We start from the raw sequence: 15,994 nt of genomic DNA, 5'->3' as shown, positions 1-15,994 counted from the left end.
TTTCGTGTGAATTCGTGTCATTCGTGGCAGGAGTATCCTCTGCCCACCCGCATTGTAGTCATTGTCACGCTGAGACGCGCTGCGAGGTGAAAACCCATGCCAGACATCCGGTATCGAGTCCACGAGAAGATCAGCGTCGAGCAGTTCATTGACCTGCTCCAGCGCTCCACGTTGGCCGGTCGGCGACCGCTCGACCGCGCCGAGCGCGTGCAGCGCATGCTCGACAACGCCAATCTGATCGTCACCGCCTGGGATGGAGACAGGCTCGTCGGCGTGTCCCGCGCGGTGACCGATTTCAGTTACTGCTGTTACCTCTCGGACCTGGCCGTGGATGAATCATACCAGCGTGCGGGCATCGGCAAGGAGCTTGTGCGGCGCACGCGGGAAGCCGCGGGGTTGGAATGCACCCTCCTCCTGCTCTCCGCGCCCGCGGCGATGGGGTATTATCCCAAAATCGGGTTCGAGAAACTGGAAAACGCATTCGCCATCAAGCGCGAGGCGTAGGCCCACCATGGGGCAACCCCTTGAACTCCTGCTCGACAGGAAATTCGGTTTGCAGCGCAATCCCATCGTGGGGCTGGCGCATCGGCTGGCTTGTCTGCACAACCGGGCGGGGAGGATAGGCCTGTAGGCCTGGGCATATGCTATTATGCTATAATGTAAGCATCTTTGTTTTCCATTTGGATAGCAAAGGGGCAGCCGAAGCGATGAGTAATGGCTTCTTCCCGCCGCGCCAAGCCAAAGGAATGAAACAGGAAATATCATGACCACCAGAGGGAACCATCTATCATGAACGCCCTGTTCTCCGATACTCATCCTACCGTGGAGACTCTGCAAATCCAACTCATTCCGCTGCCAGCAAGGGCAAAGTCATCATCGAGACGGAAGGGTGTTCCCGATATTTCATGCTCGGCTTGCTGGATGTTGTCGACCCTGCCAGCCTGAAACAACGTCTCGACGATTTGCGGCGCGTTGCTCAACGACCCGTATTTCAAAGATGTGCCTTCCGCAACCACAGGCGAAACCGCCCTGGCGTTTCACGCCAAAGACGACCTGCCCGAAGTGCGGCGAGGTTCTTGGAAAGCGAGGGACTGCGCTATTTTGCGGTAGTCACAGACATGTCCGCCAGAACCTCCGCCGCTCGCCCTGGCGCGGTCAAGAGTTTCGCGGGAAATCGGCGCCGCTGCCCTACAAACGCAATGAAACGCCAATTGCCCAACAATGGGGTAGCCGATGCGCCAATCCGCGTCTCTCCTCCGCCTCAACACGGAGTCGCGACTACTTCACCTGGACGCGCGTCTGTACGGGCCGTGAACCTGTGGAACTCCGTCCACCTGGTTCAGGATATTGACGACAAACGCGCCGGCGGTACGGCGTGTATTACACAAAAAAAGCCGCTCCCGCTATAGGTTCGGAGACCGTAGTCCCCAACCACGGCATGGGCCAATTTTGTCCGCTGGCAGCTCTATTATAACCCAACGATAGGTTTTGCAAAATAGCGTGTTTCGCACACAAGGCTTTTCCCTGCTGAACGGAACACCAAATGACATGAACAGGAAATATCATGACCACCAGAGGGAACCATCTATCATGAACGCCCTGTTCTCCGATACTCATCCTACCGTGGAGGCTCTGCAAATCCAACTCATTCGGCGCATGCCCGCGTGGAAGAAACTCGCCATCGTGAATGACTTGAACGAAACCGTGCGAACGCTGGCAATCAGCGGGATCAAGCAGCGCCATCCCGCCGCCACGCCCGGGGAAGTTCGCCGCATGTTGGCAGAATTGATACTCGGCGAAGATCTGGCGCGCAAGGTGTACGGCTATGCAAAGTGAAATCGCGCGAGTCGTACTGCTCGTCACACAAGCGCTGGAGCAAATCGGAATCCCCTACGCAGTGGGCGGCTCGCTTGCCAGTTCTCTGCATGGCGTCATGCGCGCCACGCTGGACGCGGACATCGTGGCAGACGTGCAACTGGCGCACATCCCAACGCTGGTCGCGCGCCGCGGATGCCGCCGCCGACGGAATGATCGCGAGCGCCATCGTTCATCTGAGGGCAAATTCCTCATCTACTACGAAACCGCCTTCCAAGTGCCGACATTCATCCGTAAACTGCGCCCCTTCGACCATCTGGCTGGCGCTGGCGACGCCAGCCGTCCGTCATTACGGCGGGTGCTGCCCGCAAGCGTCTACGTGACCCGCCCCGTCTGGACACCATCAGGCCAAACGTGGAACTGGTCGCGCCTGGGCCGTGCGCTCAGGGAGCGCCAGGTCGCCTGATATTCCTGGGCGCTCGAAAGAAGTCTGCGGCGATCTCGACCTCGCTTATTTGCGCACCTGGGCCAATGAACTCCAGGTCGCCGATCTGCTCGCACGCGCCCTTGATGAAAAGTAAATCGCCGCCCTGCACGATCCACGCGTGGACGCGCTGATCGTCCCCATCGGGCAAGGGGAACTGGTGTGTAGAGTAGTGGATTGACAGTTGCTATACATTGGTACACGGATTCACGCGGACGGACACGGATGTAAAAACGATCGGTGTCAATCCGTGTACCAGTAGCCGGTGCGAAAGCGATGCCGGTTGGCGCAGACCGACGGCTCGACCGAACTCGTGGAAGCCCTTGCGGCGGTTGCTCAGCGTAATACGAGCGGCAGGTGCAGCGAACGTTGGTTGGGGTAGTGGCCGCGATAAGCGTCCCACATCGCCTCGGTGAACGGGTCCCAGCAGCGATAGCCCTCATGGGGTTCGGTTGCCATGTAGCGGTCCTGGTAATCGAACAGCGCGTCGTGCTGCCAGTCGTCCGTGGCGTTCATGATGTGAGCCGCCAGCACAAAGCCGGCCCAGGCAGTGGCTGTGCAGCACTGGCGGTAAGCCGCGCACCAGGGCCGGTTGTCGCCGGCCGGCTCCGTCGAATGGGAGATGCCCCATTCGGCCAACCCCAAATCGGCCTGCGTGTACTCCTCCGCGTAACAACCGCGCGTGTCGGGCGCATGCGAGCGTTCGATGTCGGCCTGGGTCACGAAGAAGGTCTGCCCATCTTCCGAGAACTCCACGGCGCCTGTGCCATTGCCGGGGCCAATGCCGCGCATGGCGGCGTCGTTGAGCAGCAGCCCGGCGAAGAGAATGGGCCATTTGCGCCCACTGGTCTGGCCGCCGGCCGGCGGCCAGTTGTGATTGCCGCCATCCTGGGCCACGCCGTACAGGTCAATTCCCAACTGCACAAAACGAACCAGCAGCGTTTCTTTGGCCGCGTCGCTGAAGTTCAGATGCAGCATGAGCGCGCCGATGCCAACCTGAGTGGACATCTCGCGACCGTAATCGGGCATGTTGTCCAGGGGATGCAGGAAACGGGCCGGCCAGTTGGGCACATGGTCAAGCCAGGGGCGCTCGAACAAGCGCTCGACCGCAGCCAGGTCGGGCGTGCCACTCACCGGCGGCAGCCGGCTCAGCAGGGCATGGTTGAGCTGGCTGCGATTGAAGCGGATCGTTTTGTCGTTTCCACTGTAGGCAGGCCGAAAGCTGCCGGCCGGCGGGGGCGCAGGGAGGACGGTCAGGATGGCGGCGGTTTGCAACTGCGGCAGCGCGCCGGCCTGCGGCACACTGATGCTGGACACCAGCGATGAGTTGGCCGGTACGAGCAGCGGGTTGAGCGCAGACAGGTCCTGCTGGTTGGGCCGGGCCACGTTCAGGGCCGCGTCGAAATAGGGGCCAAAGTCGCCATACATCGCGCTGTCGTAGCCCTGGATTTGGCCGCTGCGGGGCGAGGGGTTGATCATGGAGCCATGCAGGGTGCGCGTCCCAGAAATGATGGACGCCGGGGAGATCTGGATGATCGTCACCGGGCCGGCCACCCAGAAATCTCCGTTGGCGAACTGGCCGTAGGGGTAACTGTCGTCGAACGTCCACGTAATGCCGAATTGAGAAATCTCGGCGGCGACGGGCGGAACGCGGGCGATCGGCCCGGCTGCCGCACCGGTCATGTCTCTCAGGAGAAAAGCGCACAGACCCAGGACCGCCAGCCATGCTGTCAATCTCAAGGCATGACGAAGGCGCTGCCCGTCTTTCTGCATACCGGCCCTCTCATTTTTCTCATTGACACAGTTGCTCGCTGATTTCCCACAAGCGACGGCGTGTGGTTTCATCGTGTGTCTGAGGCGCTGAGGGCACGGCTCGCAGATCATCGAAATACGCGCCGGTGACTGTTTCCACCTCGGGCGCAGAAGCCAGGTAGACCGAGGTGCGTGCGCCTTCCGCAGGCGTCGCGCCGCCGATGCCAAAGCCGGTCTGCAGCAGTTTGGTGCCAATCACGCCGGGGTGGAGACAGTTGGCGGTGACGCCCGCGCCGGCCAGGCGCGCGGCCAGTTCATACGTAAAGAGCACGTTCGCCAGCTTGGAATGCGCATACGCCCGGTAGCCGTTGAAGGCCCGCTCGCTCTGCAAGTCGTCGAAGTTGATGCGGCCGCGCTGGTGCGCCACAGAGCTGACCGTGATGATGCGCGCCGGCGCGCTCTGCCTCAGCAGGGGCAGCAGTTGCTGCGTCAGCAGAAACGGCGCCAGGTGATTGACTGCAAAGGTCATCTCGAAACCGTCCTCGGTGAGTTGGCGCTCGTTCATGAACACACCGGCATTGTTGATGAGCACGTGCAACTGCTCATACTTCGCCTGCACCGCGGCCGCCAACTGGCGCACCTCGCGCAGGGAGGAGAGGTCCGCGGCCATGAAATCCACACGGTCGTGGCCGGCAGCCTTCTTCAGTTCGTCAACCGCTGCCTGTCCCCGCGCCGCGTTGCGGCCGTGCAAAATGACCGTGTGGCCCTGCATCGCCAACGCCTGTGCAGTCGCCTTGCCAATACCATCGGTCGCGCCGGTAATCAACATCGTTTTTTGGTTCATCGTCCGTCCCCTACCTTTCTTGTCGTCATTTGACGACCGATGTTTCACCATCGTCACATGCTCGTTGGCGGCTCAGATGTAGTGCTGCTCCCTGGCCCAGGCGGTCAGTTGATCGCGGAACTTGGGATGGGCGATCTGAATCAGGTTCAGGCAGCGCTGGCGGATCGTCTTGCCATACAACTCAGCCACACCGTACTCCGTCACCACGTAGTGAATATGGTTGCGGCTGGTAGTGACACCGGCGCCCGTTTGCAGCGTAGGGACGATCCGTGAAACCGTATCGTTCTTGGTGGTGCTGGGCAGGGCGATGATGGGACGGCCGCCCTTGCTGCGTGACGCGCCGTAGATGAAGTCCAACTGGCCGCCGACGCCGCTGTAGAACTTGGTGCCGATCGAATCCGCGCAGACCTGTCCGGTCAGGTCCACCTCGATGGCGGAGTTGATGCAGACCATGTTGTCGTTCTGCGCGATGATGAACGGATCGTTGACATAATCCTGCGGGTGGAATTCGACGATCGGGTTGTTGTCCACGAATTCATACAGGCGCTGGCTGCCCAGGATGAACCCGGCGACGATTTTGCCCGGATGCAGCGTCTTGCGCTCGTTGTTGATGATCCCGGCATCCACCAGGGGGATGACGCCATCAGAGAAAAGCTCGGTGTGAATGCCCAGGTCACGCTTGCTGCTGAGGAAGTGCAGCACGGCGTCGGGAATGGCGCCAATGCCCATCTGCATGGTCGCACCGTCGGGGATCAGATGCACGATATGCTCGGCGATCCGCTTCTCCAGCTCGCCCGGTGTACCCTGCGGCACTTCCGGCAGATGGTAGCTGACCGGCACCATGTAGTCCACCTTGCTGATGTGGATGAAGCTGTCACCCAGGGCGCGGGGCATGAATTCGTTGACTTCGGCAATGACGATCTTCGCGTTCTGGGCGGCCGGTTTGGTCAAGCCCACCTCGACCCCAAACGACAGGAAGCCATGTTCATCGGGCGGCGAGCAGTGAATCAGCGCGGCATCGAGCGGCAGTTGGCCGTTACGGAACAAGCGTGGAATCTCTGATAGAAAGACCGGCGTGAAGTCTGCGCGACCCTCGTTGACCGCGCTGCGTACGTTATGGCTGATGAAGAGGGTGTTGACGCGCAACTTACCTTCCATTTCCGGCGCCACATATTTGGCATCACCAATCGTCAGGACTTGCACGATTTCGACATTCTCAACCTCGCCCGCGGCTGCGCGATCCACCAGCGCGCTGAGCAGTTGTTGGGGAACGCTGCAGTTGCCGGTCAAGAACACACGATTCCCTGATTTGACGGCCTGCACCGCCCTTTCGGCCGGAACGATCTTGTTCCAACAGCGCATCATCCAATTATTCATGAATTACATCCCAAACCCTTAGGAACTCATCGTGTACGCAGCTGCCAGGCCGGGCAGCATGATCTTGCCGGCCCGGATGTTGACGCCACGCGCCAGCGATGGTGATTTTTCGATCGCCGCGTCCAACCCTTCGGAGGCGATACTGTAGATGTACGGCCAAGCGGCATTGTTGAACGCGTGCGTGGCGGTGCGCGCCACGATGCCGGTCATATTGGGAACGCAATAATGGATGACGCCTTCTTCGATGTAGGTGGGGGCCGTGTGCGTGGTGGGGCGTGTGGTTTCGACGCAACCGCCCGTGGTCACCGCGACATCTATGATGATGGAACGCCGTTTCATGCTGCGCACCAACTCGCGCGAGATGAGGACCGGCGAGCGGGCGCCCGGCACCTGGATCGCGCCCACAACCACATCGGCAAAGCGCACCATCTTGTCCACATTGAGGGGGTTGGACATCAGCGTAATGACGCGGCCCATGAAAAGGCTGTCAATGTAATGCAGACGCTTGATGTCTTTGTCCAGCAGGTAGACGTTGGCGCCCTGACCCAGGAAGACGCGGGCCGCCTGGGCGCCTACCACCCCGCCGCCCAGGATGACTACTTCGGCCGGCGCGACGCCTGGCACGCCTCCCAGGAGGATGCCCTTGCCGCCGCTGGTGTTTTCCAGCAAGCGCGCCGCCACCTGTGCGCACATGCGACCGGTGACCTCGCTGATCGGCTGCAACACCGGCAAGGAGCCGTCGTCCTCTTGGATGGTTTCATAGCCAATGGCTGTGACGTTGTTGTTCAGAAAGCTCTGTACCCGGCTCTTGCGCGCGGCCGGCAAATACAGAAACCCACAGACAATCTGATCGCTGCGCAGCAAACCGGTCTCTTCGGGGGTCGGGCGTGCCACTTTGAGCAACAGGTCGGCGCGGGCAAATGCCTCATCCGCAGAGTAGACCAGGGTGGCGCCGGCACGGCGGTAATCCTCGTCGCTGTAGCCGCTGCCCACACCTGCGCCCTGCTCCACGTAGATGCGATGACCTTCGTCGTGCAGGGTCTGCACATTGGCCGGCGTGATGCCCACTCGATACTCGCTGGCCCTCCGTTCACGCGGACTCCGATATCCATATGATCTGTTCCCTTTATTCCTTTATTTTATTCCTTTATTCTTCGCTCCACTCGCGTACGACCAAGCGGAAAATGTCTGTCTCAGTCACCATGCCGATGACGGCGCCGGCGTCATCTACCACCGGCAGGCCGCCAATTTTGTGCGCCAACATCATTTTTACCGCTTCGACCACCGATGTGTCAGCCGTCACCGTAAACGTCCGGTGTGTCATGGCGTCGCCCGCGGTCAGCCAGGTGGTGGCGGCGGCATCGTACGGGTCCACTGCAGTGGCCATGGACGCCACGCGCACATCGCCTTGCGTCAGGATGCCGACCAATTGCCCTTCGTCGTCCAGCACCGGTAAGCGGCGAATCTGGTTGCTTTCCAGCATCGCTGCCGCCTCATCCAGGTCAGCCTCATAGTGAATCGTGAGGGCGGGAGCGCTCATAATGTCACGCACGAAATAGGTCGGCATGTTCGTCTCCTCTTGCAGTCGTTCACAGCCAGGGTCATTGCTGAAACCCGGTCTTTCGCAAGGACAAGACGAAGGACGAACGGTCAGCAATCTTGATCCTTCGTCCTTCATCCTCGATGCCTCGTGACCAGCCAGCGATCGGGCGCCGGAGGGCATTCTCTAGTTCATGCTCATGGCCGGCACTGGTGTGACCACGGGCGTCATGCGCCCGCCCATGCGCTGCTCGATGGCACGCGCGAGGCGGCGAATTCCCTCTTCGATCATCTCCGGCTCGGCGTTGGAGAAGTTCAGGCGCATGGTATTGAGTTGTCCGCTGCTGCGTCCGGCCGCATAGAACGCATGGCCCGGTACGAAGGCCACCTTTTCTTTGATGGCGTCCTGCAGCAGTTCCTCCGCGTTGATCTCCGGCGGTAATTCCACCCACAGGAACAACCCGCCGCGCGGGTGCGTCCAGTGTACACCGGCCGGGAAGTAGCGCTCCATGGCGGCCAACATCACATCGCGACGTGCGCCATACACCCGGCGCAAGGTACGTACATGTTTCTCCAGGAAGCCGCCTTTGGCTACCTCGTATGCCACCATCTGATCGAAAATACTGGTGTGTAAATCCATGCCCTGCTTGGCCTGCACGCACTTCTGAATCACCTCAACCGGCGCCACGATCCATCCCAGGCGCAAACCAGGCGCCAGCGTCTTGGAGAAGGTGCTCAGGTACAGGATGTTGCCCCGGAAATAGCCGTGACCATCACAAGCCCGTGATTCCAGATGCTCACAGTCCAACTGCACCAGGGTGGGCAGATGTTCCCCTTCGTAGAGCAGCTCGCCATACGGGTCATCCTCGATGATGGGCACCCCGTAGCGGTCGGCCAACTCCACCAGTTCCTGCCGGCGATCCAGAGAGAGTGTGACACCGCCCGGGTTCTGGAAGTTTGGCAACACGTACATGAACTTGACGCCCGCGCGCAGCGCCTCTTCCAGTTGATCTACCTGCAGCCCGTTGTCATCAATGGGTACCTCGACGTACTCGGCCTGGTAAGCATTCCAGGCCTGCAGCGCGCCCAGGTAGGTTGGGCGTTCCACCAGGATCGTATCGCCCGCGTTGATGAGCAACTTGCCGATCAGGTCAAGGGCCTGCTGCGAACCGGAAGTAATCAATACATTATCTTCTTTGGCCAGGATGCCGTAGTGCGCCATTTTCTCGACGATGAGTGCGCGCAATGGCTGATAGCCCTCGGTGGTGCTGTACTGTAATGCCTTGCTGCCTGACTGGACAAGAACCCTGTCGGCCGCCGCGCGAAAAGCCTCAACCGGGAACAACTCAGGCGCCGGTAGGCCCCCGGCAAACGAGATCATGTCTGGCTGTTGGGTAAACTTCAGCAGCTCACGGATGATAGAACCACCCATCCGTTGATTGCGCTGTGCGTACCGTCGTTGCCACGGTGTGGTCATAGTTACACTCCTTTGTGTCTATCTTTTGCTGTGCCGGGACGCGTCTGTTCCTACTTGCCGGATGCGCGAATGAGCAGTACCGGGCAGGGCGCAGCCTGCAGAACCTTCTCAGCAACGCTGCCGTACACCCAGCGGCTGATGCCGCCCCGCCCATGCGTTGACATGACGATCAGGTCAATGTGCTCGGCCCGGGCATAGTCGGTGATGGCATCGGGCACGGGGCCGTCCAAAATGGCGGTCTGGAAAGAGATGCCCTTTTCGCGCAGCTCACCGGATACTCCCTGCAAGTATTGCATCGCCTGGTCGCGCAGTCCGGGTATTTCGGCCACGGTCCCGGAAAGCACCAGGTCAGGCGCAATCAACTGGTAGGGCGAGATGATAATTCGCAGCAGGGTGATGTTACTCTTGAACTCCAGCGCCAGGGCCTCCGCGTGGTGCAGCGCGGCTTCTGCCAGCGCTGAGCCATCCAGCGGCACGAGAATGTTGTGATACATATGCATTTGCCTCCCATCATTGAAACGCGTCCAGGCGTCAGGCCGGAACGCGTATGGCACACTCGGCGCCACGCCGCAGAGCCACTTTGTTTGGCTCCAGAAAGCGCCGATTGCGTTCCGGCAGATGGGCCAGCAAGGCCCGATCGAGAGCCTCCAGCGGCAGCAGGTCGGTGGCCTGCAGCAGGGCGCCCAGCATGACGACATTGGTTAATTTGATATTGCCCAGCGCGCTGGCAATGTCATTGCCCGCCACCGGGATGACGTTGATGTCGCTGCGCGTAACCGCGCGCGTCACCAATGAACTGTTGTAGATCAGGAACCCGCCCGGTTTGACCAACGGTTCGTATTTGTCCACCGATGGCAGATTCAGGGCAATCACGGCGTCAGGGTTGCGCACCAGCGGCGCCCCAACTTCTTCATCCCCAACCACCACGATGCAGTGCGCGGTGCCGCCGCGCATCTCCGGCCCATAGGACGGGATCCAGGTCACCGCTTTGCCTTCATCCATGCTGGCATAGGCCAGTAACTGGCCGGCGAACAGGGCGCCCTGTCCCCCAAAGCCAGAGAAAACGATCGAGAATTCCATTTTGTGTCCTCCTTGTATCCTCCTTGCATCCCCATGTGCAAGAAATCAACTGCAAAGCGCCTAATTTAGACGCGCCACGGCATCCACCACCTTGTAATCGCCCAACGGATAGTAGGGCACCATCTGATTCTCGATCCAGGTCAGGGCTTCGGCCGCGGTGGTATGGTTGTTGGTGGGACATGACGACAGGATTTCTACCAGGGAGAGTCCTTGCCCGGCCAACTGAGCCTGGAACGCGGTGCGGATGGCCTTCTTGGTGCGGTTGATTTCGCGCACGTTGTGTGTCGAGCGTCTGACGACGTACGATGTGCCCGGCAGCCCTGCCAACAATTCGGCCACGCGCAGGGGATAGCCGGTCAGGCTGACATCGCGCCCTTTCGGTGATGAGGTGGTGACCTGGCCCAGCAGGGTGGTCGGCGCCATCTGGCCGCTCGTCATGCCGTACACCGCATTGTTGACGAAGATCACCGTGATTTTTTCGCCGCGCGCCGCGGCATGAATGATCTCATTCGTACCGATGGCCGCCAGGTCGCCGTCACCCTGGTAGGTAAAGACGATCTTGTCCGGCTGCGTTCGCTTGAGGCCGGTGGCCATGGCCGGGGCGCGTCCATGCGCCGCCTCAGCCATGTCTACATTGAAGTAGTTGTAGGCAAAGACCGCGCAGCCCACGGGCGCCACGCCAATCGTGCGCTCACGCACGCCCAACTCGTCCAGCACCTCGGCCACCAGGCGGTGAATGATGCCATGCGTGCAGCCGGGGCAGTAGTGCGTTGCCACATCGGTCAGGGAATCGGGGCGCTGGTAGACCAGCATCATCTCATCGAGCGCCAGGGTTTGCGTTGTCATGACTTCACCTCCGCCAGGTGTACGGACAGGGTAGCGGCGTTGGTCGTTTGGCGCAGCGCAGCGCCCGGCTGACCACTGCCATTATGACCGTTGTGTTTGTAGCCGTTGTTGTGTCCGCTCATTTGCACCGTGCCATACAGGGAGACCAGGGTGTGCAGGGCGTTCAGGATTTCGTCCGGCAGCGGAATCGAGCCGCCCATGCGGCCGTAGAAGTGGACCGGGGCGCGCCCCTCCACGATGGCTTTTACGTCGTTGAGCATCTGGCCGGCGTTCATTTCCACCACCAGGATGGCTTTCTTGCCCGCGGCCAGCTCGCGCAGGCGGTCTTCAGGGTAGGGCCACAGCGTCACCGGGCGCAGCAGGCCCACGCGGACGCCCTGCGCCCGCGCCTGGCGAATGGCTGAGGTAGCCACGCGCCCCATGGTGCCAAAGGCCACAATCAGGTATTCGGCATCCTCGGTCATGAACTCTTTGCTGCGCGCTTCGTGTGCCTTGATTTCGGCCAGCTTGGCCTGCAGATGCAGGTTGTGTTTCTCCAGCCCTTCCGCCGTCAGGTTGAGCGACGTGATCGAGCGGTGGTGGCGGCCGGCCGCTCCGCTCAGCGCCCAGTCTGGTCTCTCGGTGCGCAAGGGTTTGCTTGGCGGCATTTCGGCCGGTTCCATCATCTGCCCGATGGTGCCATCGGCCAGGATGACGACCGTGGTGCGGTATTTGTCGGCCAGGTCGAAGGCCTCGTAGGTCATGTCAACGGCCTCTTGCACGGTGGCCGGCGCCAGCACGATATTGTTGTAGTCGCCATGCCCGGCGCTCTTCACCATCTGGAAGTAGTCTGACTGTGACGGCTGGATGTTGCCCAGGCCAGGCCCGCCGCGCATGATGTCTACGATAACGCAGGATACTTCTGATCCGGCGATGTATGAGAGGCCCTCTTGCATCAGGCTGACGCCGGGGCTGGACGAGGATGTCATGACACGGGAGCCGCCGCACGCGGCGCCGTACACCATGTTGATGGCGCCCAATTCACTTTCGGCCTGCAAAAAAACCCGCCCAAGTGCAGGCATCTGGGCGGCCATATATTCCAATAATTCAGTCTGTGGGGTGATGGGATAGCCAAAATAGGCTTCCAGGCCGGCACGGATGGCGGCCTCGGCTATTGCTTCGTTGCCTTTCCATAGCTCCTTTGCCATGGTCAATCTCCTTTGCTGCGTGCTACCTGATGCTCGCTTACGCGACGGCTGCTGCCCGCTGCGGCATCTTTGCCTGATAGCGGTAGACCTTGAACACGACATCGGGGCAAATCACCGCGCACAGGCCGCAGCCTGTGCATCGGTTCTGGGGATCGTTCAGCTCGACCGGGTGATACCCCTTGGCGTTCAGGGCGGTTGACATATGCAACACCTCCTGTGGGCAGACAGTGGTGCATAGTTCGCAACCTTTACAGCGATTCGTCGTGATGATTACAGTACCTCTGGCCATTGTTGTTCCTCCATTGGAATCTCATCTGGCATCTCATCCGGAATTTCATCTGGCATCTCATCCGGAATTTCATCCGGAATCTCGTCGTCGTTGACGATGTTTCAGGTTGGCGCCTGATTTCGCTGAACCACTTATTCGGCCTCAAGCAGTTCGATCAAATGGTCGAGCAGGTCCGTTTCGGTGATGATTCCCACCAGCACGTCGCCGCGTACGATCGGGATGCCACCGATTTTGCGGCTGCGCATGATGACGGCCGCCTCGAGTATGTCCGCATCCGGTGACAGGGTTGTCGGGTTGGACGTCATGCAGGATCCCACCTCGATATGTTCGAGGAGGAAGTTGTCATACCATGTTTCGTGCAACAGGATAGGCGAGTTGGTCGCACGGCGCATGTCGCGATCGGTCACGATACCAACCAGGCGCCCGTTTTCGACCACCGGCAAGCGGCGGAAGATTCCCTGGCGCATCAGGGCAATGGCTGTGCCAATAGATTGCGAAGGTTGAATTGTGACAGGATCCTCTGTCATGATTTCGGCAACTCGGGTCATCCGTTTTCACCTTTGACAAGTGTTGAACTCGCGTACCATGGTGGGCTACCGCCGCTGTGAGTTCATTGTAACCCCAAGAACGCCGTTTCAACATGATACCCATCATACATCTGCTGACGATGGGTCGCCATTTGTAACGCACTGTGCCACGGACGCGTGCTGTCCGGCCTGATGTGCGCAGGGTCGCAGCGCCAGCAGGTAGAAATGAAAAAACCGGGATGCCTTGCGCAACCCGGTTTCGGGAACAGTCTGGAGCCTTAGCGGATCTGGTCTACAGGTAGAAAGTCATGCGTTGCAGGTGCGCCACCGGGTCAATATACTGCACGCGCACACCGTGTGGAACCGTCAGGGTGATGGGCGCATAGTTGAGGATTGCCCTGATCCCTGCGCTGACCAGGGCGTCAGCCACGGGTTGGGCGCCGCTGGCTGGCGTGGCAATCAGCGCCACGTAGATCGCCTGCTGGCGCACGACATCCACCAGGTCTTGGCTGTCCTGGATGACGAGGTTAGCCAGGGGCTGGCCTACCTTGTCAGGGTCGCTATCGAACACCGCGGCGATGCGAAAGCCGCGCCCGCTAAAGCCGCCGTAGTGCGCCAAAGCATGGCCCAAATCGCCGGCGCCGATCAGCACGACATCCCAGATGCGATCCACCTGCAGGATGCGCTGCAGTTGATCGCGCAGGAAGGAGATGTCGTAGCCGGTGCCTTGCTTGCCAAATTCACCGAAGTGCGATAAATCTTTGCGGATTTGGGCCGAACTGATGCCTAATCTATCGCCCAGCTCTTGCGAGGACGTGATTTCACGCCCCTCTGCCACCAAGAAGTTGAGCGCTCGCAGATAGATGGGCAAGCGACCCACCACGATGTCGGGTATGGTGATGATTGACATCGAATGGCGTTCCTTTTTGTGTACGAAATTTAACTTGTGTGACTTTTGTGAAGTTGTGTACACAATACTAACACACCCGACGTTTTTATGCAAAACGCAGGCCCTCCCCCCCTCTCCCGTCGTGTGCTTTTCCACGACGGGAGAGGGGGCCGGGGGGTGAGGGCCGGGTGACTGTTATCGCCCGTTCGCCGTCATATCAGGGTACAGAAAGCGGCGCCGTTATTGACGCGGAGTGACAGGCGTGGTAGAGTAGGTTTATGCAAAGCTTTGGCAAACCTGGCTTGATTGACGGTGCCTTGCTCCCTGGCTGAGCTGAGCTTGAAAAAAAGGAATAGAAAAACGAGACGAATCTATGCGCAGAACTCTGATTATTTTAGTCATTTTGGTAGTCGTAGCGGCCGGGGGCTTTCTCCTGTGGCGAACACTGGCACAGGCCCAGGCGCCCCAGACGCCCAAGTATGAGACAGTGCAGCCAACCCGCACAACGCTGCGTTCGATTGTCAGCGCCACGGGCAGCATCGAGCCGGAGGGGCAAGTCTCCCTGGCCTTCAAAGGCGCGGGCCGTGTGGCCGAGGTGAAGGTCAAGACAACGGACCGCGTGCAGGTTGGGCAGGTTTTGGCCCTGCTCGATAGCCAGGATGTGGCGCTGTCGGTGCTGCAGGCTGAGGCCGGCCTGGCCAGCGTACAGGCCAACCTGGCCCAGTTGACGCGCAAGGCGCGCCCGGAAGACCTGGAGGCCAGCCAGGCATCGTTGGACAGCGCGCAGGCCAGTGTCAAGAGCGCCGAGGCCAATCTGCTCAGCGCCCGCGCCAGCTACACCAAGCTGCAGGCCGGCGCCACAGAAAATGACAAGAAGGTGGCCGCGGCCAACCTGGAGCGCACGCAGGCCGCCTTGCAACAGGCGCAGTCTGCCTACGACCAGGTAGCCAGCCTGCCCAACGTGGGGCTGCTCCCGCAGTCGCTCAACCTGCAGCGGGCGACCATTGATTACGAGCAGGCGAAGGCGCAATACCAGATTGCCACCGCCGGCGCGGACGCGGCGCAGCGTGCGCAGGCGCTGGCCGCCGTTGCCCAGGCCGAAGCGGCCGTGGCCGGTTCACGCGCGCAGGTCGCACAGGCCAAGTCTTCGCTGCTGAAGTTGCAGGAAGGCGCCACGCCTGAGCAGACGGCCGCCTCGCAGGCGCAGGTCAAACAGGCCGAAGCGGTGCTGGCGCAGGCGCACCTGAATCAAGACAACACCATTCTGCGCAGCCCCATCGCGGGCGTGGTCGCGCAGGTGAACATCACGCCCGGCGAGTTCCCCAACGCCGCACGGGCCGCCATCGTCATTGTCAACATTGATCGCTTCCACATTGACATCAGCGTAGATGAAATTGACATTGGGCAGATCAAGGAAGGCCAGATCGCCGTGATTACGCTGGAGTCACTGCCCGATGCGCAGGTGACCGGGCAGATCAGCCAAATTGCCCCGATGGCCGAGGCCAACACCAGCGTGGTCTCTTATCTGGTCACCGTCGTGCTCGATCCCACCGATGCCGTGCTGCGCGCCGGCCTCAGCGCCACGGCCAATGTGACCACGGCCGAGGTTGAGAACGTGCTGGTGCTGCCCAACCGCGCCATTCAGCGCGACCGCACTTCGGATAAGACCTATGTCGAGAAACTGGTGGATGAGGCGCCGCAGCGGATCGAGGTGAAGATTGGCATGCGCAATGAAGGCCAGACCGAGATCAGCGAAGGGGTGAGCGAAGGCGACGTGATCATCATCCCCAATACGACTGCGGGCGACCAGTTGCGGCGCACTTTTGGCTTCTAGGGTTCCTCGAGCAAACTCGTGCGGGAAAGGCCCGTGCCAGGAAAGGCAAGACGA

At 60.6% G+C, this 15,994-nt stretch carries 18 protein-coding genes; 4 read left to right on the top strand and 14 right to left on the bottom strand.

Annotation, left to right across the window (positions count from 1 at the left end):
• Nucleotides 1–96 precede the first annotated feature (96 nt).
• The 3 genes from IPM84_25000 to IPM84_24990 all read left to right on the top strand — a co-directional run bounded on the left by IPM84_25000 (nucleotide 97) and on the right by IPM84_24990 (nucleotide 2,281).
• Nucleotides 97–504 (top strand): GNAT family N-acetyltransferase, encoded by a 408-nt coding sequence (locus IPM84_25000; GenBank protein ID MBK9095953.1) that lies wholly within the window; start codon nucleotides 97–99, stop codon nucleotides 502–504.
• Nucleotides 505–1,590: 1,086 nt separating this feature from the next.
• Entirely contained in the window at nucleotides 1,591–1,836 is a 246-nt protein-coding gene (locus tag IPM84_24995; GenBank protein MBK9095952.1) for a hypothetical protein, read from the top strand.
• Complete coding sequence (locus IPM84_24990) at nucleotides 1,826–2,281, top strand: hypothetical protein (GenBank protein ID MBK9095951.1); 456 nt, start codon at nucleotides 1,826–1,828, stop codon at nucleotides 2,279–2,281. The genes IPM84_24995 and IPM84_24990 overlap by 11 nt, the downstream gene beginning before the upstream one ends.
• On the opposite strand, the gene IPM84_24985 is transcribed toward IPM84_24990, so the two are convergent.
• From IPM84_24985 to IPM84_24920, 14 genes are all read right to left on the bottom strand, one after another.
• Nucleotides 2,259–2,450 (bottom strand): hypothetical protein, encoded by a 192-nt coding sequence (locus IPM84_24985; GenBank protein MBK9095950.1) that lies wholly within the window; start codon nucleotides 2,448–2,450, stop codon nucleotides 2,259–2,261. The two genes, IPM84_24990 and IPM84_24985, sit on opposite strands and share 23 nt — an antisense overlap.
• Before the next feature lie 185 nt (nucleotides 2,451–2,635).
• A complete protein-coding gene (locus IPM84_24980) occupies nucleotides 2,636–4,072 on the bottom strand; it encodes a hypothetical protein (protein MBK9095949.1) in 1,437 nt (478 codons plus the stop codon).
• Nucleotides 4,073–4,091: 19 nt separating this feature from the next.
• Entirely contained in the window at nucleotides 4,092–4,895 is an 804-nt protein-coding gene (locus tag IPM84_24975) for an SDR family oxidoreductase (GenBank protein ID MBK9095948.1), read from the bottom strand.
• Nucleotides 4,896–4,967: 72 nt separating this feature from the next.
• A complete protein-coding gene (locus IPM84_24970; protein ID MBK9095947.1) occupies nucleotides 4,968–6,260 on the bottom strand; it encodes an acetyl-CoA hydrolase/transferase family protein in 1,293 nt (430 codons plus the stop codon).
• A 30-nt stretch (nucleotides 6,261–6,290) separates the two neighbouring features.
• Nucleotides 6,291–7,340: an alanine dehydrogenase gene (gene ald / locus IPM84_24965; GenBank protein MBK9095946.1), complete on the bottom strand. Its 1,050-nt coding sequence runs from the start codon at nucleotides 7,338–7,340 to the stop codon at nucleotides 6,291–6,293.
• Between the two features lie 79 nt (nucleotides 7,341–7,419).
• Nucleotides 7,420–7,839, bottom strand: a complete 420-nt coding sequence (locus tag IPM84_24960; protein MBK9095945.1) for a CBS domain-containing protein — start codon at nucleotides 7,837–7,839, stop codon at nucleotides 7,420–7,422.
• Between the two features lie 159 nt (nucleotides 7,840–7,998).
• Nucleotides 7,999–9,288 (bottom strand): PLP-dependent aminotransferase family protein, encoded by a 1,290-nt coding sequence (locus IPM84_24955; GenBank protein ID MBK9095944.1) that lies wholly within the window; start codon nucleotides 9,286–9,288, stop codon nucleotides 7,999–8,001.
• A 50-nt stretch (nucleotides 9,289–9,338) separates the two neighbouring features.
• Nucleotides 9,339–9,782, bottom strand: a complete 444-nt coding sequence (locus IPM84_24950; protein MBK9095943.1) for a universal stress protein — start codon at nucleotides 9,780–9,782, stop codon at nucleotides 9,339–9,341.
• 37 nt (nucleotides 9,783–9,819) lie between these two features.
• Nucleotides 9,820–10,368 (bottom strand): 2-oxoacid:acceptor oxidoreductase family protein, encoded by a 549-nt coding sequence (locus IPM84_24945; protein ID MBK9095942.1) that lies wholly within the window; start codon nucleotides 10,366–10,368, stop codon nucleotides 9,820–9,822.
• A 60-nt stretch (nucleotides 10,369–10,428) separates the two neighbouring features.
• Complete coding sequence (locus IPM84_24940) at nucleotides 10,429–11,184, bottom strand: 2-oxoglutarate oxidoreductase (GenBank protein ID MBK9095941.1); 756 nt, start codon at nucleotides 11,182–11,184, stop codon at nucleotides 10,429–10,431.
• Nucleotides 11,185–11,210: 26 nt separating this feature from the next.
• Nucleotides 11,211–12,401 carry a 3-methyl-2-oxobutanoate dehydrogenase subunit VorB gene (locus tag IPM84_24935; GenBank protein MBK9095940.1) on the bottom strand — a complete coding sequence of 397 codons (1,191 nt, stop codon included), beginning with the start codon at nucleotides 12,399–12,401 and terminating at the stop codon, nucleotides 11,211–11,213.
• A 37-nt stretch (nucleotides 12,402–12,438) separates the two neighbouring features.
• Nucleotides 12,439–12,690: a 4Fe-4S dicluster domain-containing protein gene (locus tag IPM84_24930; GenBank protein ID MBK9095939.1), complete on the bottom strand. Its 252-nt coding sequence runs from the start codon at nucleotides 12,688–12,690 to the stop codon at nucleotides 12,439–12,441.
• Between the two features lie 131 nt (nucleotides 12,691–12,821).
• Nucleotides 12,822–13,217 carry a CBS domain-containing protein gene (locus IPM84_24925; GenBank protein MBK9095938.1) on the bottom strand — a complete coding sequence of 132 codons (396 nt, stop codon included), beginning with the start codon at nucleotides 13,215–13,217 and terminating at the stop codon, nucleotides 12,822–12,824.
• Nucleotides 13,218–13,509: 292 nt separating this feature from the next.
• Nucleotides 13,510–14,127 carry a redox-sensing transcriptional repressor Rex gene (locus IPM84_24920; GenBank protein MBK9095937.1) on the bottom strand — a complete coding sequence of 206 codons (618 nt, stop codon included), beginning with the start codon at nucleotides 14,125–14,127 and terminating at the stop codon, nucleotides 13,510–13,512.
• Nucleotides 14,128–14,479: 352 nt separating this feature from the next.
• On the opposite strand from IPM84_24920, the gene IPM84_24915 reads away from it, so the two are divergent.
• Nucleotides 14,480–15,940, top strand: coding sequence for an efflux RND transporter periplasmic adaptor subunit (locus tag IPM84_24915; GenBank protein MBK9095936.1), 1,461 nt, complete (start codon nucleotides 14,480–14,482; stop codon nucleotides 15,938–15,940).
• The last annotated feature ends 54 nt before the right edge of the window (nucleotides 15,941–15,994 follow it).

Origin of the sequence: Candidatus Amarolinea dominans (assembly GCA_016719785.1) — a bacterium.
Classification (GTDB): Bacteria; Chloroflexota; Anaerolineae; order SSC4; family Amarolineaceae; genus Amarolinea; species Amarolinea dominans.
The sequence above is the reverse complement of the archived record's forward strand: the minus strand, read 5'-3'. Positions and strand labels throughout refer to the sequence as shown.